The following is a 17,595-nucleotide window of genomic DNA, read 5'->3' as shown; positions in this document are numbered from 1 at the left end:
GTCTGATCATTATGCCGATCTGGTCGACCCTTCTCGGGATGCTGATCGTCATGGGCGTCACCGCGCTGGTCGTGCACCGCAGAGTCACCGGTGCCGTCACCCCCGCGGGCGGTGCCGCGGAAGGCGTGGCCGCCGAGCTCGTCGAGACACTGCGCGCTCGTGACGCCGAGCTCGAAGAACTGCGGGCCGAGCTCGCCGCGCAGGCGGTGAACGCCCAGGCCCAGCAGCGGGAGCTCAACCAGCGGCTGCGGCGACGGGCGCGGGAGGCTATCGACGACACCGCCGACGTGATCGGCGGCAAGCTCCAGGACGTGGTGGCGCAGATGGGCTCGGCCCGGGAGGCGGCGGCCGCCACCAACGAGCGGGTGAGCATCACCAGTGGCGCGGCCAACGCGCTGGTCCGGCGCGCGCACAGCGCCGACGAGGCGGCGACCGCGCTGAACACCAGCCTGCGGCAGGTCGCCGGGATCGCGAGCGTGATCTCCGGGATCGCCTCGCAGACCCGGCTGCTCGCGCTGAACGCCACCATCGAAGCGGTCCGGGCGGGCGCCGCCGGCAGCGGGTTCGCGGTGGTCGCCGACGAGGTGAAGAGCCTGGCCGACACCACGGCCGACTCGACCGAGCAGATCACGAGCACGATCGCGACCCTCGAGTCGGACGTGGCGCAGATGGGCCAGACCCTGGCCGCGATCATCTCCGACGTCGGCGACATCGAGGAGGCCATGCGCCAGCTCGGCGGGATCGCCGATCAGCAGGACGACATCGTCGGGCGGCTGCACGACAGCGTGGAAGCGACGATGGCGCAGATCGGCGATCTCTCCGACGTGGCCGATCGGCTGGAGCGGCGGCGGCACGATCGGATGCCGGTGCGGGGTTCGGTACGGCTGCAGACGTCGTCGCGCCCGGCGCCGATCACGGCCGAGATGGTGGACCTCAGCTCGGACGGGCTGGGCTGCGTGGTTCCCTCCGAGGCCAGGCTGGCCGTCGGCGACCTGGTCCGGGCGGAGTTCACCCTCGACGGGCTGAACGGGGCGGCCGACGCGCGGGTGGCCCGCCGGGTCGAGCGGCCGGCCGGTGTGGAGATCGGCCTGCAGTTCCAGGGCGTCCCGGACCACATGCGCGAGGCGGTCGACGGTTACCTGTCCCGCCTCGTCGTGGAGTCCTGACCTCACGCGGGGAAGACGCCCGGCAACTCTTCGGTGAGATAACGCTGCACGGTCGGGCCGATCGCGGCGACCAGCGTGTCGGTCGGCGCCGAGGCCAGCGGCTCCACCTTGATCACGTAGCGGGCCAGCGCCAGGCCGACCAGGTGGCTCGCCGCCAGGGTGATCCGCAGATGCGCCTCCGCCGCGTCGAGGCCCAGCTTCGGGACCGCCCGGCGGAGGATCTGGGTGAGGATGAACTCGCGGAACAGCTTGGCCGTCCACTCGGTGCCGACCACCGACCGCAGCAGGGCAACCGCGGCCGCGCCCCGTGGCCCGTCCCACATGTTCAGGAACGCGCGGACGAACCTGACGCCGATCTCGTCGCGGTCGCCGGCGGTCACCTCGGTGATCAGATCGATCGGGTCTATCGGCGAGTTCATCGAGGCGAGGAACAGCTTGTCCTTGGTGCCGAAATAGTGGTGGACCAGCGCCGGGTCGACCCCGGCGCCGGTCGCGATGGCCCGGATGGAGGCGCCGTCGAATCCCTTCTCGGCGAACGCGGTGCGTGCCGCCGAGAGGATCGCCTCGCGTGTGTCCGGGTTGCCGGGCCGGCGTCCGGTCCGTCGCACCATCGATCAAACCCCTTTTGCTGTACGGGCTAAGCCGTCCTGCGCCGCAGTGTCGCAGCACCGAGGACGAGCGCCACCACGACCGCGCCCACCACCACGGTGAGGTCACGCCACATGATGCCCGTCGGCTCGGTGTGCACACCCACCTCGGTCAGAGCCTCCACGGAGTAGGACATCGGTAGTACGTTACTGATCGCCTGCAGCCACCCGGCCATGTCCTCGCGTGGCACGAACAGCCCGCAGAGCAGCAGCTGGGGCGCCACCACGAGCGGCATGAACTGCACGGCCTGGAACTCGGTCCGCGCGAACGCGCTGCACAGCAGGCCGAGCGCGACCCCGAGGACGGCGTTGGCGACCGCGATCAGGATGACGAGGCCGATGCTGCCGGCGGTGTCCATGCCGAGCGCCCAGTAGGCGAAGCCACCGGCCACGGCGGCCTGGGCGGTGGCCGCGAGGCCGAACGCGATGCCGTACCCGAAGAGCAGGTCGAGTTTGCCGACCGGGGTGGTGAAGAGCCGTTCCAGAGTGCCGGTGGTGCGCTCCCGCAGCATGGCGATGCTGGTGATCAGGAACATCACGATGAACGGGAAGACGCCGAGCATGGTGAGCGCGATCCGGTCGAAGACCTGTGGCTGGCCCTCGTACATGAAGTAGATGAGGGTGATCAGCAGCGTCGGCACCACGATGATCATCGCGATGGTCCGTGGGTCGTGCCGCAGCTGCGTGAGAATCCGCCGGACGGTGCTGGCGAGGATCATGACGTCGCCACCTCGTGCTTCCTGATCAACGTGAGGAACGCCTGGTCGAGGTCCTCGGTGCCGGCCTCCCGCTTGACCGCGGCCGGGGTGTCGTCGGCGATCAGCAGGCCCTCACGGATGAGCAGCAGCCGGTCGCAGCGGTTCGCCTCGTCCATCACGTGGCTGGAGACGAGCACCGTGGTGCCGTCCGCGGCCAGGCCGCGGAAGTGATCCCACAGCTCGTCGCGGAGCACCGGGTCCTGCCCGACGGTCGGCTCGTCGAGGACCAGCACCTCGGGCCGGCTGACGATCGCGCAGGCCAGCGACGCCCTGCTGCGCTGCCCGCCGGACAGGTCGGCGACCAGCTGGCCGCGGGCCCGGTCCAGGCCGACGGCCTCGACCGCGGCGTCGGCCGCGGCGGCGCCGAGCTTGTAGAGCGAGGCGAAGTAGCGCACGTTCTCGAGCACGGTGAGATCGGCGTAGACGCTGGGCGCCTGGGTGACGTAGCCGATCCGGCTGCGCAGCGCCGCCGACCCGGCCGGGTGACCGAGAACGGTCACCGCGCCCGCGGCGACGACCTGCACGCCGACGATCGCGCGCATCAGGGTGGTCTTGCCGCTGCCGCTGGGGCCGAGCAGACCGGTGACGCTGCCGCGCGGTATGGCGCAGGTGAAGCCGTCCAGGACGGTTCTCCCCCCGCGCTTCACGACGAGGTCACGGACCTCGATCGCGGTTTCCATGGTTCCTCCCCGGAAACTCATCAAGTGTTGAAATCAACGCTAGATGAATTCCCGGTGAGAGAGCAAGGCCCTAACTCAACACATGATGAAATTTCCCACGTCCTCGTCGGTGAGCTGTGCGAAGTCGTCGTACCAGCGGCCCACCGCCAGAAACGGGTCGGGCGCGCTCAGGCACACCACCTCGTCCGCCTCGGCGGCCAGGGCATCCCGGGCCTGCGGCGCGCACACGGGTGCGGCCAGGACGAGCCGGGCCGGACCCTGCTCGCGGACCCAGCACAGTGCCGCGTGCGCGGTCACCCCGGTCGCCAGCCCGTCGTCGATCACGATCACCGCACGGCCGGCCGGCGCCGGGGGCCGCCGGTCACCCCGGTACCGCCGGATCCGCCGCTGGAGCTCCACCCGCTCGGCGCTCAGCACCCCGGCCACGTCGGCCTCCGAGACCCCGGCGTAGCGCAGATTGTCCCGGTCGAAGACGGGCGGGCCGTCCTCGGCGATCGCGCCCACCCCGAACTCGGGGTGTCCCGGTGCCCCGATCTTGCGGGCCACCACGATGTCCAGCTCACCACCGAGGCGCTCGGCCACCGGCCCGGCGACCGGCAGTCCGCCCCGCGGCAGGGCCAGGATCAGCGGGTTCTCGTCGGTCACGACCGTAGCCAGACGCTCGGCGAGCGCGCGACCGGCCTCGGCACGGTTCGCGAAGATCATCGGGGGTCACCTCGCCATCGCCGCGGACAGATGCGACGCCAGCCACTCCCCCGCCTGATCCGCGACCGTGTCCAGCGCGCCCGGCTCCTCGAACAGGTGCGTGGCGCCCGGCACGATCCGCAGCTCGGTGCGGATCCGCATGGTGTTGCGGGCCGCCTCGTTGAGCTCGAGGACCGTCTCGTCCCGTTCGCCGACGATCAGCAGCGTCGGCGCCCGGACCTCCAGCACGGCCGGGCCGGCCAGGTCGGGCCGGCCGCCGCGCGAGACCACGGCATGCACCACCTCCGGCCGCTCGGCCGCCGCGACCAGGGCCGCGCCACCACCGGTGCTGGCGCCGAACAGACCGATCGGCAGGGTCGCGGTCTGCGGCTGGACCAGGAGCCAGTCGATCATCGCGATCACGCGGTCGGCGAGCAGCCCGATGTCGAAGCGCAGTTCACCGGTCCGCGCGTCGAGCACCTCCTCCTCACCGGTGAGCAGGTCGGCGAGCAGCGTCGCCAGCCCGCGCCGGTTCAGCTCGGCGGCCACCGCCCGGTTCCGGGGGCTGTGCCGGGAACTGCCGCTGCCGTGGGCGAACAGCACCATCCCGATGGCGTGTTCCGGAAGGGTCAGGTCAGCCTCGAGGCTCACCCGGCCGACGCCGATCCGTTCCTGGGTCATCCACGTCGTCATGATCCGTCCCTTCTCGTCCGTTACAGGCGTCCGGGGAGACGGCTTCCTCAATTCCCGGATACCCGGGGCAGGCCCGGAAAACCCCTCAGCAGCAACCGTCCGGCACCGATCTGGAGGACATCGCATGTTCCACGGCCGGAGGTCGCGCCGCCCATGTCCATTCCGCGGTTGAACCCGTACCGCTCAGCCCTGTCGATACCCGTGACCGCCGCACGCCCGGCGGCGCGGGACCGCAACCAGACCGCCCGCGAGGACGCCGCCTCGCTCACCGACCGCGATCGGGAGCTGATCTTCCAGGCCACCGGCCAGCGTATCCGGCCCGGCGAGCCGAACGCCGGGTGGATCAACCAGCTGGCCGCGGCGATCGCCGCCGACCGGGCCGCCGGGCGCCTCGCACCGGCGCAGGAGATCACCGCGGTCTACCTGAAGGATCTCTTCCGCCGGTACGACCAGAGCCCCACCGGACGCAACCCGATCGCCGGCTACCTCGAACCGGCCCTGCGCTACCTGGAGCAGAGCGGAGCGGGCGGCGGCCGCCTCGACGTGACCGCCTGACCCGTAGCTCCGTCTAGCCTCGCTGGGTGCGCTCGACCAGGGCGGCGGCCACGTCGCGCAGCTTGCGGTTGCTGTCCTGGGAGACCCTGGTGAGGATGGCGAACGCCTCGTCGGCGCTGCACCGCCGCTCGCCCATGATGATGCCCTTGGCCTGCTCGATCACCGCGCGGCTCTCCATCGCGGCCTGCATGTGCTGGGCGAGGGAGGCGGTGGTGTCGTAGAGGTGGGCGTTGGCGAGCGCGACGGCGGCGTACCGCACGAACGTCTCCGCCAGGGTCACCGCGGCGGCGTCGAAGGCGCGTGCCGGGCCGCCGTAGACGTTCAGTGCGCCGCGCACCGACTCACCGATCGGCAGGCTCAGCGACAGCACGCTGCCCATCCCGGCCCGGGCCGCCTCGGCGCCCCAGCCGTCCCACCGGTCGTCGGTCGCGGTGTCCGGCACCTCGACGGTGATCTTTTCGGCGGCCGCCGTGAGGCACGGACCGGCACCCCGTTCGTACTGCAGCTCGTCGAGTCGCAGCGACGTCCCGCCGGTCTGTGCGGCGGTGGCCGCACGTCGCCCCCGGAGCAGGGTGATCGAGACCTCGCCCGCTCCGGGCAGAGTACGGCGGGCCAGGTCGGCGACCTGGTGGAGGACGCCGTCGAGATCGGTTTCGCTCAGCTTTATGCGACCGAGCTCCGCGAGAGCGGCAGCGGCGTCGGTCGGGTCGTGCGCCATCAACGTCAGAGGATCCCCGCAGCGGTACACGAGCCGCCTCGGACGGCCCGTGTCGTTCGATCGATGTTGCTGCCCGGGGGCCGGTGGCCCACGGACCCGCGCCGCTGCTTGACGCTGGCTCGCCGGTGTCGTCGATGCTCGACTCCGGCCGCAGGACGCCGATATTACCCAATCGGTCACTCGACGATGGGGAGCACCCGGTCCAGGCCCGCGATCACCAGAACACGGCGCGTGACGCCGTGGACACCGCACAGTTCGAGACGGCGGCCGGCCTCGACGGCCTGGAGCCCGGCAGCGGCCAGGGTGTTGGCGCCCGCGGCGCCGAAGAATCCGACCCCGCTCAGATCACAGCGGACCACCGCGTCACGGCCGAGGGCGTGCAGCAGGGCGGCCCGCAACACCTGCACACCGTCGGCGTCGACATCGCCGCTGACCTGGACGACGGCGATCCGGAACCCACCGATCCAGGTATGCCGGGAACGCACGTGCAGACGTGATCCTGGCATGTGTCCCCATCTCGCCGTCGACGGCAGGGCACATGGCTTGACCCGGCTTTCAGGTTAGACCCGCCGGGGCCGCCCGGGCATGTACGACACCGATGTGGGGTACACCGTGGGCTTGGACATCACCGACGTCTTCCGCGAGCTGGGGCGCATCGACCTCGGCGAGACCGGCCTGGACGCGGTCGTGGCGCGGGTGGCCGAGCTGGCGAAGGAGACGGTGCCCGGGGCGTACGAGGTATCGGTGACCCTGGTCCGCGACGGCGGCCCGCGTACGGTCGCCAGCACCGGCGAGCCGGCCGAGGTGCTCGACCGCTGGCAGTACGACAACCACGGCGGCCCCTGTCTGGACGCGGCCGCCGACCGCAGGACGGTCTGCGTGGACGAGGTCGCGGCCGAGCAGCGATGGCCCGGCTGGCCGGAGCATGCCGGAAGTGTCGGAGTGTGCAGCGCTCTCTCCGCCGGGCTGCCGATCCACGACCGGGTGATCGGCGCGGTGAACGTCTACGCCAAGGCGGCACGGGCCTTCGACGCCGACTCGGTGGCGCTGATCGAGAACTTCGCCGAGTACGTGGCGGTCGTGCTGTCGAACGCCGACCGGTACCACGCCACGGCGGCCCTGGCCCGCCAGTTGCGATCCGCGATGGAGAGCCGCGCCGTCATCGAGCAGGCCAAGGGGATCATCATGAGCCAGCGGCGATGCGGGCCGGACGAGGCGTTCGCGATCCTGTCGCGGGCCTCGCAGACAGCCAACCGCAAACTGCGCGACGTGGCGGCCACGGTCGTGGAGCGGGCCCAGCGCCCTTGACACGATATTTGTGATCGTTAACATAGCGGCAACACGTGAGTCACCGGCTCGTTCATCCCCATCCTTTCGGACGGACCGCCGCGACCCTGCCCACCGGCGGGCGCCTCTCACACCGCGTTCCTTTCCCCGGAGGGACTGCCATGTCTCTTGCACGTCTCAGATCCGTCGGAGCGGTCCTGCTCCTCCTGCTGGCGATCGCCGTCGCTGTCGAAACCCGCTCCGCCGCGCCGGCCCGTGCCGCCGCCACGTTCACCAACCCGGTCGCGGCCGCCCCGTACGGCGCCGACCCGTGGATGGGTTACTACAACGGCTACTACTATCTGGCCGCCACGACCTGGAACAACCAGATCGTGATCAAGCGGGCCACCTCGGTCGCGGCCCTTCCGGGTGCCACCGAGAACGTCGTCTTCACCGGCACCGCCACCAACAGCTGCTGCAACGTTTGGGCGCCGTCGATGCACCGGCTCAACGGTCCCAACGGCTACCGCTGGTACTTCTACTACTCGGCCGGCACCGCGGCGTGCTGCGACGGCCAGCGGTCGTTCGTGCTGGAGAGCTCCGGCGACAACCCGCTCGGCCCGTACACGTTCAAGGGCCAGCTCAATGTTCAGGCGAACAACGGCTGGGCGATCGACGGGAGTGTGGCCACCATCAACGGGGCCAACTACTTCCTCTACTCGTCGTGGGTCGGCGATCTGCAGAGCCTCTTCATCGCACCGATGAGCAACCCCTGGACCGTCAGCGCTCTCGGTACGCGGATCTCGTACCCCACCTATGACTGGGAGAAGGTCGGCGGCAACACCGAAGAGGGCCCGTACGTGCTGCAGCGCAACGGGAAGACCTTCCTCACGTTCTCCGCGAGCTCCTGCAACACCCCCGACTACAAGATCGGCCAGCTCACCCTGACCGGCTCCAACCCGCTGTCCGCCTCGTCCTGGACCAAGAAGAGCACCCCGATCTTCCAGCGCTCCGACGGCAACAGCGTCTACGGCCCCGGCCACCACTCGTTCTTCACCTCGCCCGACGGCACCGAGACGTGGATGGCCTACCACGCCAACGAGACCACCGCGCAGGGCTGCGGCGGCACCCGTACCACGAGGATCAAGAAGGTCAACTTCAACAGCGACGACAGCCCCAATCTGGGTACGCCGGACAAGCTCTCGACCACGCTGACGGCCCCCTCGGGTGACCCGGGCGGCACGGTCTCGTTCCCGGTCGCCGGCGTTTCCTATCGGCTCACCAACCAGGCCAGCGGCAAGGTCCTGGACGCCGTGAACTGCGGCACCGCCAACGGCACCGCGATCGACCAGTGGCAGTCACTGGGCAACGCCTGCCAGCAGTGGAAGTTCACGAAGACGACCAGCAACTATTACCGCATCACCAACGCGAACAGCGGCACGGTGCTCGACTCGGTCAACTGCGGCACCGCCAACGGCACGGCCCTCAACCTGTGGGCCAGCCTCGGCAACGCCTGCCAGGAGTGGAGCCTCACCCCGATCAACGGCGGCTACCTGATCGCCAACCGAGGCAACGGCCTCGTCCTGGACGTCACCAACTGCGGCACCGCCAACGGCGTCGCGGTCCGGCAGTGGGCCTCGCTGGGCAACGCCTGCCAGCAGTGGAACATCGCCGTCTGACCTTCCACCGGCTCGCCGTCACCCGAAGGCGGCGAGCCACCCCGGCGGTACGCGCCGGTTGCCCCCGACCCATGCCACCCCCGGTAGTCGCCACCGGAAGTGACCGGGCCGTCCCAACCACAGCCGAACCGTCCCCCGGCTGAGGCCGTACCGCCGCAGATCAGGGCCGGAGCACTCGCTCCGGCCCTGATCTTTCTCCACCCCGAGCCACGCCGACCCCAATCAGCGCCGCCCCTGGTCCACGCCGCCACTGCCCATTCCGGCCCTGATCCACGCCGTCTCTGGTTCCCGTCGCTTTCCGTCCATTCCGGCCCTGATCCACGCCGAGCCTGATCCGTTCCGGCCTTCGATCACCATCCGCTCTCGATCAGCGGAGGCGCGCACGGCCGCCGCGCGGACCTCGTCCCCCTCGATCGAGTCGTCCCGGCCCCCGCCCCAGCGGCCGGGCTACCCATCCTCGAGCCGCCCGCCGCCTCACTGCGTGGTGACCTGCGACCACCGGCAAGCCGCACCTCACCACACGCGACGCCCCAACCACCCGCGTGGTGACCTACGCCCGCCAGCAAGCCACACCTCACCACACGCGACGCCCCAACCACCCCCGTGGTGACCTACGCCCACCGGCAAGCCGCACCTCACCACACAACCTGGTGATGCACCGCGCTGGGGCCGGGCGGCGGGACAGGCGGGTGGCGGGTGCGGGTGGGTGGGTCAGGCGAGGAGCTTGCGGAGGAGGGTGTGGACGCGGTCGGCGTCGGCTTCGGCGGTTCGCCAGTTGCTGAACGCGGCCCTCAACGCCGGCCGCCCCCGGTAGACGGTGGGGGTCAGGAAGGTCTCACCGGAGTCGGCGATGGCGTGCACCAGGCTGGGGATGTCGGTGGGGACGCTGAAACAGACCACGTTCAGCCGTACCGGAGCAAGCAGTTGAACGCCCGGGATCGTGGTGAGCCGCTCGCCCAGCCGGTGGGCCGCATCGATCGCGCCGGTGACGATCTCGCGGTGGCCGGCCACGCCGTAGGCGGTCAGGGTGAACCACGCGGTCAGGGCCCGCAGCCGGCGGGAGTTCTCCGGCGTCAGGTGGAAGAAGTCGGGGTCGCCGGAGACCGGCGGCAGGTAGGCGGCCGCATTCTGGAACACCGACACCTGCAGGTCACGGTGGCGGGTGAACTGGACCGCCGCGTCGTACGGCACGTTGAGCCATTTGTGCAGGTCGACGCAGACGGAGTCGGCCTCGGCGAGGCCGTCGACCAGGTGCGCGTGATCGGGTGACAGGGCCGCGAAGCCGCCGAACGCGGCGTCGACGTGCAACCAGAACGGGTAGCGCTCGCGCAGCGTGAGGATCGCGCGGAGGTCGTCGAAGTCGACGGTGTTGACCGTTCCGGCGTTGGCCACGACGATCGCTGGGCGGCCGTTCAGCTCCTTCAGCGCCTCGGCCAGCGCGGCCACGTCGACGGCCTCGCGGTCCGGCAGGGTGGCGACCGGCTTCAGCGCGTCACGGCCCAGGCCGAGCATCGACAGTGCCTTGAAGATGCTGCTGTGGGCGGTTCCGGACAGCACCGTGATCTCGCCGAGGGCGGCCACACCCTGCCGCGCCACGTCGACGCCGCGCTGCTCACCGATCCACTGACGGCCGATGGCCAGACCGACCAGGTTCGACATGGTGGCACCGCTGACGAAGGCGCCGCTGTGGTCCGGGCCGAGGCCGAACATGTCACGCAGCCAGGACACCGTCTCGTCCTCGAGGGCGGCCGCGGACGAGCCGGAGCGGTTGGAGGCGTTCTGGTCGAAGGCGCCGGTCAGCCAGTCACCGGCGAGCGCGGCCGGGGTGGTGCCGCCCGTCACGAAGCCCAGGTAGCGGGGCCCGGCGCTGCCGGAGAAGCCGGGTGCCCAGCGGCGCCGGAACTCGGCAAGGGCACCCGCGGTTCCGGCGCCGTCGGCCGGGAGCGTGGCGGCCGGCACCTCGGCCGGGGTGGGTGCGACCGGGCGTTCGTCCAGGCCGGCGAGGACGGAGACGGCGTAGTCGCGGGTGGCCTGCAGCAGAGCGGGCAGGTCGGCCAGGTCGGCGGCGAGAGATGAGTGCACACCAGCACGGTAGGAGCGGAGGGGCCAGGCGTCGCGGTCCAGTTGCGCGAGCCTGGCCTCTCACTGGCGGGCGTGCTTCAGCGGGCGACCGGGATTCGCCAGAGCGGGGCGTACACCTCGCGGTCGGCCTGGCGGCGCACGACCAGCAGCCAGGCGATGCCGACGAGGGAGACGCCGACCAGGCCGCCCCAGGACAGCAGCGTGAACAGGTGCGGATCCCGGGCGATGTCGGTGATCACCTGGGCGATGCTCTGCCAGCCGTCCCAGAAGGCGTGGAGAACGGCGACACCGAGGTACGTTCCGAGCAGTCGCCAGGTGAGCGCGAAGTGCCGGCTGCCGCTCGCGGAGAAGAGGACGCCACCGACGATCGCCGTCCACAGTCCGTGGCCGACGGGGGCGAGCACACCGCGCAGCAGCTCGGTCTCGACGAGGGTCATGAGCGAGAGGCCCTGCTGGGTGAAGAGGGCGGTGAAGGCGTATCCGGCCGACTCGAAGGCGGCGAACCCGAAGCCGACGGACGCGCCGAGGATGATGCCGTCGATCGCGAACTTGTGCTGCAGCCGCCGGCACAGGAAGGCCAGCGCGGCGAGTTTCGCGGCCTCCTCGATCAGGCCGACGCCGAGGAAGAACAGCGGGTTCGGGTGCAGCAGGTACGTCTCGAGCAGCGACGCGGCGAGCACGCCGAGGACGCCGCCGGTGACGAACGTGCTGAACAGCAGTTCGGAGGTGACCTCGCTGCTGTGACGTCTGGTGAACGCCCACAGCACGAAGGTGACCGGGACCAGGAAGCTGCCGAGCAGCACCAGGGTGGGGATGAGGTTCGGGTTTCCGGTGGCGAACGTGACCACGACGGTCAGGAGCCAGAGGGCGAAGCCGGTCAGGAAGACCCGCAGCCACAGTTTCATGAGCGCCTCCCGCGCTGGAATGACGGCACCCGGGTACCCGGCCGGATGCCGTCACACGCGGAAGTGAGACGTACGAGTCATCGCCGCGAATAGATGAATCCCAGCTTGTCCACGGCTGTACCGGATCGTCCGTGGAACCCGGCGATCTGGAACCCGGCCGGAGCCGTCCTGATGACACAGTCCGCCGTGGTGGTTCCGCCGGCGACGCTGTTGCCGAGGTTGGTGGTGAACTTCGCGGAGAAGACGCGGGTACGCCCGTTGTACTGACCGCGGCACAGCTGGGCGCTCGTCACGTACTCGCCACTGCCGAGCGTCAGCGACTTCGCGGTGCCGCCGGTCCCGCCGTGCGCCAGGGCGCCGAGGCTGACCTGGTCGACCCGGGATCCGGCGCGCAGGCCGACCGTGGCGGGCCGGGCCACGACGGCGTCGATGTCGTTGAAGTGGTCGCCGTGCGGGCCGCCGAACTGCTCGCTGAACTCGTACGCGGAGTTCGTCGACCAGGTGAACGAGGTGCTGATCGGGAAGTGGTCGGAGAGCATCTTGCCGTCGGCGGTGCGGAATCCGGCGTCCTCGTTGTGGTAGCCGGTGGCGTCGAGCGTGACGAAGCGGCTACCCCGGTAGAGGACCTTGTCGACCACCTCGCAGGCGTCGGTGACCGCTGCCGGGTCGCAGACCAGCGCGTCCGCGCCGGCCGCGGGCGGGGTGCCGCCGCGTTCGAGCTTCACCCACGCGTCGGTGAGGCCGTTGGCCGCCACGAACTGGCGGATCGTGTCGGCCGCGCGGGTGTAGCGCGTGTTCGTGTCGCCCATGACGACGACCGCGTTGCCGGCCGAGTGACCGGCGATGAACGCCGTGAGCTGGCTGAGGTTGTCGGCGCGCGACTGCTGGTCCCCGCTGCTCGTACCGGCGTTGGTGTGAAGGTTGTAGAAGTCGATGTAGACGCCTTCGGCCAGCCGGTGCCGGGCGAAGGTGAAGCCCTTCGGGGTGAGGCAGTCACCGGAGTCCCACTGGCAGGAGTTCCAGTCGCCACGCTCGAAGTCGTCGGAGTCGTACGGCAGCTTCGACAGCGTGTTGAGGCCGGAGCCGATGCCCGCGCCGCCGCTGGTCGGGGTGCGGTGGGCGTGGGTGGTGTCGGCGGCGTACAGGTGGGCGTGGAAGTTGAAGTCCTCCTGGACCTGCACGATGTCGTACGGGCCGAGGCGCTGTCCGATCGCGGTGTGCGCGGTCTTCCGGTCGACCTCGGCGCTGGAGATGATGTCGGGCAGTCCGGCGACGTTGTAGGTGAGGACGCTGAAGGAGCCACCGGCGGCCTGGGCCGGTGCGGGTGCGAGAAGGAGCGGGCCCGCCACGACGGCCAGAGCCATGAGAGCGCGTTTCATTACCGGACGGTAACCATCGACATCCGCCGATAGATAGCCCCATCCGTCCATGTTCACGTTAACAACAGCGCCTGTTGGGATATCGGACGTTTGATCCACCAAGGCTGAACGACGATCTCGTCCTCCGCCCCGCCCGTGGAGTCGTCCTGAACGTCAGCCGCCGCACTCTCCGGCTCGCCGGGGCCGCCGCCTGTGGACAACCTCTTCAGGCGGGCAGGACGGGCAGGCCGGTCAGGGCCGGGTGGCCGGCCGGGGCGTCGGTGACGATCGCGGTGACCCGGTCCGCGGGCAGCACCAGGAACGGTGACGCGGTGCCGACCTTCTCGCTGCTGGCCAGCACATACGTCTCGGCGGCACGGGTGGCCAGGGTGCGTTTCATCGCGGCCTCGTCGGGGTCGCCGGTGGTCAGGCCGGCCTCGCGGTGCACGCCCGTGACACCGAGCAGGAACAGGTCGGCACTGACTCCCTGCGCCGCCTCGGCCGCGGCGGCGCCGCAGGTGACCGCGGAGTGCTTGAAGAGCCGGCCTCCGAGCACCCAGACGTCGATCGCCGGATGCTCGACCAGGGCCGCCGCGACGGTCGGGCTGTGGGTGACGATCGTGGCCCGCAGGCCGGCGGGCAGGGCCGCGGTGACGGCGAGCGCCGTGGTCCCACCGTCGAGCAGCACCGTCTGACCGGGCCGGATCAGCGCGGCGGCGGCCGCCGCGACCCGCTCCTTGCTCGACGTGGCGACGCCGGCCCGTGTCGCGTAGTCGGCGATCGCCGGGGAGATCGGCAGCGCCCCGCCGTAGACGCGCTGGCAGAGACCAGCGGCCGCCATCTCGCGCAGGTCGCGGCGGATGCTGTCCTCGGCCACGCCCAGCTCGGTGGCGATCTGTTTGGCGACCAGTTTGCCGTCGGCGTGGAGCCGCGTCAGGAGGAAGTCTCGACGTTCGGCCGCCAGCATTCCGTGTTTCTCCTCATTCTCGTCGAATATTGCGCGTTCTCGAGTGTAGGTTGCCGGACATGGACAAGCCAATGATGATCCTGATCGCCGGACCGTACCGCTCCGGCACCGGTGACGACCCGGCGCTGCTCGACGCCAATCTGCGCCGCCTGGAGGAGGCCGCCTGGCCGATCTTCGAGGCCGGGCACGTGCCGATGATCGGCGAGTGGGTCGCCCTGCCGGTGCTGCGTGGCGCCGGTGGCACGAGCGTGGCCGACCCGGGGGCGAAGCAGATCATGTACCCGGTGGCCGAGCGGCTGCTGGCCCGCTGCGACGCGGTTCTCCGGCTGCCCGGGGAGTCCGCCGGCGCCGACCAAGATGTGGCAATCGCGCAAAAACGCGGAATTCCCGTGTACCACTCGCTGTCGGAGATCCCGGCATGACCGCCGGCATCGACGTGCCGGATGTGCGGGGCCGCACCGGGCTGGACCGGGCAGGCCGTGATCTCAGCGGCAATCCCGGCGTGACCGTACGCGACGTGGAGCTGCTCGCCGCCGCATGGCACGTGCTGCGCCGGACCACCTACGACTATCGGCGGCGCGACGGCACCTGGACGACGGAGCAGCGCGAGACCTACGACCGCGGTGACGGCGCGACCGTGCTGCTCTACGACCCGTCCCGGCGGGCCGTGCTGCTGACCAGGCAGTTCCGCTATCCGGTGTATGTGAACGGGCACCCGGACGGGATGTTGCTGGAGACCGCGGCCGGGCTGCTCGACGGCGACGACCCGGCGGCCGCGATCCGGCGGGAGGCGGCCGAGGAACTCGGCGTGGCGGTCGGCGAGCTGAGGCCGGTCTTCGCCGCGTGGACGAGCCCCGGATCGGTGACCGAGCGGCTGCACTGCTTCGCGGCGGAGTACGGCATCGCCTCCCGGACCTCCGAGGGCGGCGGCCTGGCCGACGACGGCGAGGACATCGAGGCCGTGGAGCTGGACTTCGACGAGGCACTCAGGATGATCGACACCGGGGAGATCGCGGACGCCAAGACGATCATGCTGCTGCAGTGGGCGGCCCTCAAGGGGGTGCTTGACAGCGATCGATGACGGCCATTGGATGTTACCGGGAGGTAACGCGATGATCGTTCGCCGTGCCGTGCTCGTCGCCACACTGATCGCCGGGATCCTCACCGGTGCGCCCGCCGCCGCGGCCCCGCCCGCGTGCACGGCGCCCGTGCCGAGCGACACCAGGCCCGGCTATCTGATCGCCGATCCGGACTGCGAGCTCAACGGCACGCCGTTCACCGCACTCGACGGTGCGACCGTCCACACCGGCGTGCGCGGCGGCGCGGCGTACCGCGTCGAGGTGCCGCAGCGCTGGAACGGGCGGCTCGTCGTGTACGCGCACGGCTATCGCGGGACGGGCACGACCGTCTACGTCAGCAACCCGGACCTGCGGGCGCACTACATCAGCCGGGGCTTCGCCTGGGCCGCGTCGAGCTACGCCACCAACGGCTACGACGTCGGGCAGGGCGTGCGTGACACGTACGCCCTGATCGACGTCTTCCGGACCGTCACCGGCAAGCACGCGCGGAAGGTCTACATCAGCGGCGCGTCGATGGGCGGCCACGTCACGGCCGTCGCGATCGAAGAGCATCCGCGTGCCTTCGACGGCGCCATGCCGTACTGCGGAGTCCTCGGCGACACCGAGCTGTTCGACTACTTCCTGGACGCGAGTGTGACCGCGTCGGCGCTCACCGGCGTGCCGATCGAGTTCCCGGCGCGGCCGGACGCCGCCTACCCCGCGCGCTGGGCCGGGCAGGTCGCCGCGATGCGGACCGCCCTGACCGGCACCGAGGCCGGAGAGACCTGGTCGGACGTGCTGGAACGACGCAGCGGCGGCGAGCGGCCCGGCTTCGGCGCGGCCTACGCCTACTGGAACGCGGCCAGCCAGAACGGGCTGCCGTTCCTGTTCAGCGTCTACCCCGGGCTCACCGGCGGCACGGCCGGCATCGCGCCCGGCAACGTCACCGACAACCGGCACACCGTCTACCAGGCCGACGATCGCTGGTGGCTCAGCCCCGCCGAACGCCGGCTGAACGCGACGGTCCTGCGCGTCAAGCGGACCGCCACGGCCGATCCCGGGCTGGCCGGGATCCCGCGTGTCGACGGCCGGCCGCCGGTGCCGGTCCTCTCGCTGCACGGTCTCGGCGACCTGTTCGTGCCGTTCTCCATGGAGCAGGAGTACGCGCGTCGCGCGCTCGTCAACGGCCGCTCCCGGCTGTTCGTCTCCCGGGCGATCCGCGACGTCACCCACTGCGGCTTCACCCAGGCCGAACTCACCCGCGGCTTCGACGACCTGGTCACCTGGGTGGAGCGCGGTCACCGGCCGCCGGGCGACGCGATCCTCGATCGGCGTGCGGTCGCTTCCGCGGTCTTCGGGTGTCGTTTCACCTCGGCTGTACGCACGGGGCAGGCGCCCTGTCCCTGACCCGTACCCGGCTCTGATCAGGGGACGCCGGTCGGACTCCGGCGGGAGTCGGTGCTCGTAGCCGTACCGTATGAGGCTGTTTGTTCGAGGATTTCGCGGAAGGCGCGGGCAGCGGGTGAGGCCGCACCTGCCAGCCGTTGGGCCGTGAAAATGGTGCGGCGCGGGGATCCGGTGAGCTCCAGCAGCCTCGCGGAGGTGTCCCGGCCGGCCCAGATCAGGTCGGGGATCAGCGCGACCGCGTTGCCGGACTCGACCAGGCGCATGTGGGCCTGCAGGTCGGCCGTCTCGTAGCGGACGTCGGGCTCGAAGCCGGCGACGCGGCAGACCTGTTCGGCGAAGTGGCGGGAGGCGGCGCCGCGCGGCTCCATCACCCACGGCATGTGCCGGGCGGTGTCGAGCGAGCCGACCGGGTGCAGCGACTCCTCCTCGGCGGGCAGGGCGAGGCGGATCGCGTCGGTGGTCAGGTCACGCCGGTCGAGACCGGGATGGTGTGGCGCGGCGTGGGCCGGGTACTGCTCAGCGATGACCATGTCGAAGTCGCGGGCCCAGGTCTCGCGCAGCGCCTCCTCCGGTTCGCGCTGGACCATCTCGACGCGCACGTCCGGGTAGCGCAGCGCCATGGCGCGCAGCGTGGCGGGCATGAAGGCGAGCGCCGCGGACTGGAAGACGGCGACCCGCACCCGGCCGGTGACGCGGGTGGCAGCGGCCTGCAGCCGGGCTTCGGCTCGCTCGAGGGTGTCGAGGACCTCGGTCACCTCGGCGACCAGCACCTCGGCCTGCGGGGTGAGCTGGACCCGGCGGCCGGCCTTGCGCAGCAGCTGGGTGCCGGTCTCCTTCTCCAGCTGGCTGAGCTGCTGGGAGACGGCGGACGGCGTGAAGTTGAGCGCCTCGGCGACGGCAGCGATGGTGCCGCGGATGGCGAGCTCGCGGAGCAGAACCAGACGGCGGATCTCCAGCACTCTTGAAACGTTA

At 70.9% G+C, this 17,595-nt stretch carries 19 protein-coding genes; 7 read left to right on the top strand and 12 right to left on the bottom strand.

Going from position 1 to position 17,595, the window contains the following annotated elements:
• Nucleotides 1-11: 11 nt before the first annotated feature.
• Nucleotides 12-1,166, top strand: coding sequence for a methyl-accepting chemotaxis protein (locus tag CLV67_RS41755; RefSeq protein WP_106328850.1), 1,155 nt, complete (start codon nt 12-14; stop codon nt 1,164-1,166).
• A gap of 2 nt (nt 1,167-1,168) precedes the next feature.
• Here the strand turns inward: CLV67_RS41755 and CLV67_RS41750 are convergent, their stop codons facing one another.
• The 5 genes from CLV67_RS41750 to CLV67_RS41730 all read right to left on the bottom strand — a co-directional run bounded on the left by CLV67_RS41750 (nt 1,169) and on the right by CLV67_RS41730 (nt 4,628).
• Nucleotides 1,169-1,777, bottom strand: coding sequence for a TetR/AcrR family transcriptional regulator (locus CLV67_RS41750; RefSeq protein ID WP_106328848.1), 609 nt, complete (start codon nt 1,775-1,777; stop codon nt 1,169-1,171).
• Nucleotides 1,778-1,803: 26 nt separating this feature from the next.
• The gene (locus CLV67_RS41745) at nt 1,804-2,532 is read right to left on the bottom strand and encodes an ABC transporter permease (RefSeq protein WP_106328846.1); all 729 of its coding nucleotides are present in this window, start codon (nt 2,530-2,532) and stop codon (nt 1,804-1,806) included.
• Nucleotides 2,529-3,251 carry an ABC transporter ATP-binding protein gene (locus CLV67_RS41740; RefSeq protein WP_106328845.1) on the bottom strand — a complete coding sequence of 241 codons (723 nt, stop codon included), beginning with the start codon at nt 3,249-3,251 and terminating at the stop codon, nt 2,529-2,531. The genes CLV67_RS41745 and CLV67_RS41740 overlap by 4 nt, the downstream gene beginning before the upstream one ends.
• 75 nt (nt 3,252-3,326) lie before the next feature.
• Nucleotides 3,327-3,956 (bottom strand): phosphoribosyltransferase, encoded by a 630-nt coding sequence (locus CLV67_RS41735; RefSeq protein WP_106328843.1) that lies wholly within the window; start codon nt 3,954-3,956, stop codon nt 3,327-3,329.
• A gap of 6 nt (nt 3,957-3,962) precedes the next feature.
• A complete protein-coding gene (locus CLV67_RS41730; protein ID WP_106328842.1) occupies nt 3,963-4,628 on the bottom strand; it encodes a dienelactone hydrolase family protein in 666 nt (221 codons plus the stop codon).
• A gap of 153 nt (nt 4,629-4,781) precedes the next feature.
• Here CLV67_RS41730 and CLV67_RS41725 point away from each other — a divergent pair, with 153 nt between their 5' ends.
• Complete coding sequence (locus CLV67_RS41725) at nt 4,782-5,183, top strand: hypothetical protein (protein ID WP_106328840.1); 402 nt, start codon at nt 4,782-4,784, stop codon at nt 5,181-5,183.
• 13 nt (nt 5,184-5,196) lie between these two features.
• Here CLV67_RS41725 and CLV67_RS41720 read toward each other — a convergent pair whose 3' ends face one another.
• Nucleotides 5,197-5,901: a GAF and ANTAR domain-containing protein gene (locus tag CLV67_RS41720; protein ID WP_106328891.1), complete on the bottom strand. Its 705-nt coding sequence runs from the start codon at nt 5,899-5,901 to the stop codon at nt 5,197-5,199.
• 176 nt (nt 5,902-6,077) lie between these two features.
• Nucleotides 6,078-6,407, bottom strand: a complete 330-nt coding sequence (locus tag CLV67_RS41715; protein ID WP_106328838.1) for an STAS domain-containing protein — start codon at nt 6,405-6,407, stop codon at nt 6,078-6,080.
• A 94-nt stretch (nt 6,408-6,501) separates the two neighbouring features.
• On the opposite strand from CLV67_RS41715, the gene CLV67_RS41710 reads away from it, so the two are divergent.
• The gene (locus CLV67_RS41710; protein ID WP_239166857.1) at nt 6,502-7,209 is read left to right on the top strand and encodes a GAF and ANTAR domain-containing protein; all 708 of its coding nucleotides are present in this window, start codon (nt 6,502-6,504) and stop codon (nt 7,207-7,209) included.
• A 140-nt stretch (nt 7,210-7,349) separates the two neighbouring features.
• Entirely contained in the window at nt 7,350-8,846 is a 1,497-nt protein-coding gene (locus CLV67_RS41705) for a family 43 glycosylhydrolase (protein WP_106328835.1), read from the top strand.
• Nucleotides 8,847-9,557: 711 nt separating this feature from the next.
• Here the strand turns inward: CLV67_RS41705 and CLV67_RS41700 are convergent.
• The 4 genes from CLV67_RS41700 to CLV67_RS41685 all read right to left on the bottom strand — a co-directional run bounded on the left by CLV67_RS41700 (nt 9,558) and on the right by CLV67_RS41685 (nt 14,158).
• Nucleotides 9,558-10,928, bottom strand: coding sequence for a pyridoxal phosphate-dependent decarboxylase family protein (locus tag CLV67_RS41700; RefSeq protein WP_106328833.1), 1,371 nt, complete (start codon nt 10,926-10,928; stop codon nt 9,558-9,560).
• 77 nt (nt 10,929-11,005) lie between these two features.
• Complete coding sequence (locus CLV67_RS41695) at nt 11,006-11,833, bottom strand: PrsW family intramembrane metalloprotease (RefSeq protein WP_106328831.1); 828 nt, start codon at nt 11,831-11,833, stop codon at nt 11,006-11,008.
• 77 nt (nt 11,834-11,910) lie between these two features.
• Nucleotides 11,911-13,212 (bottom strand): jacalin-like lectin, encoded by a 1,302-nt coding sequence (locus CLV67_RS41690; RefSeq protein ID WP_106328829.1) that lies wholly within the window; start codon nt 13,210-13,212, stop codon nt 11,911-11,913.
• 205 nt (nt 13,213-13,417) lie between these two features.
• Nucleotides 13,418-14,158, bottom strand: a complete 741-nt coding sequence (locus tag CLV67_RS41685; RefSeq protein WP_106328827.1) for a DeoR/GlpR family DNA-binding transcription regulator — start codon at nt 14,156-14,158, stop codon at nt 13,418-13,420.
• Nucleotides 14,159-14,217: 59 nt separating this feature from the next.
• Here CLV67_RS41685 and CLV67_RS41680 point away from each other — a divergent pair, with 59 nt between their 5' ends.
• The 3 genes from CLV67_RS41680 to CLV67_RS41670 are packed head-to-tail and all read left to right on the top strand — an operon-like array spanning nt 14,218 to nt 16,623.
• Entirely contained in the window at nt 14,218-14,580 is a 363-nt protein-coding gene (locus CLV67_RS41680) for a TIR domain-containing protein (protein ID WP_239166856.1), read from the top strand.
• The gene (locus tag CLV67_RS41675) at nt 14,577-15,239 is read left to right on the top strand and encodes an NUDIX domain-containing protein (protein ID WP_106328825.1); all 663 of its coding nucleotides are present in this window, start codon (nt 14,577-14,579) and stop codon (nt 15,237-15,239) included. Before CLV67_RS41680 ends, CLV67_RS41675 begins: the two co-directional genes overlap by 4 nt.
• 31 nt (nt 15,240-15,270) lie before the next feature.
• Nucleotides 15,271-16,623 (top strand): alpha/beta hydrolase family protein, encoded by a 1,353-nt coding sequence (locus tag CLV67_RS41670; protein ID WP_239166855.1) that lies wholly within the window; start codon nt 15,271-15,273, stop codon nt 16,621-16,623.
• Between the two features lie 17 nt (nt 16,624-16,640).
• On the opposite strand, the gene CLV67_RS41665 is transcribed toward CLV67_RS41670, so the two are convergent.
• Nucleotides 16,641-17,582 carry a LysR family transcriptional regulator gene (locus CLV67_RS41665; protein WP_106328821.1) on the bottom strand — a complete coding sequence of 314 codons (942 nt, stop codon included), beginning with the start codon at nt 17,580-17,582 and terminating at the stop codon, nt 16,641-16,643.
• Nucleotides 17,583-17,595: the final 13 nt, after the last annotated feature.

This window comes from Actinoplanes italicus, from assembly GCF_003001815.1.
Taxonomy (GTDB): Bacteria; Actinomycetota; Actinomycetes; order Mycobacteriales; family Micromonosporaceae; genus Actinoplanes; species Actinoplanes italicus.
The sequence above is the reverse complement of the archived record's forward strand: the minus strand, read 5'-3'. Positions and strand labels throughout refer to the sequence as shown.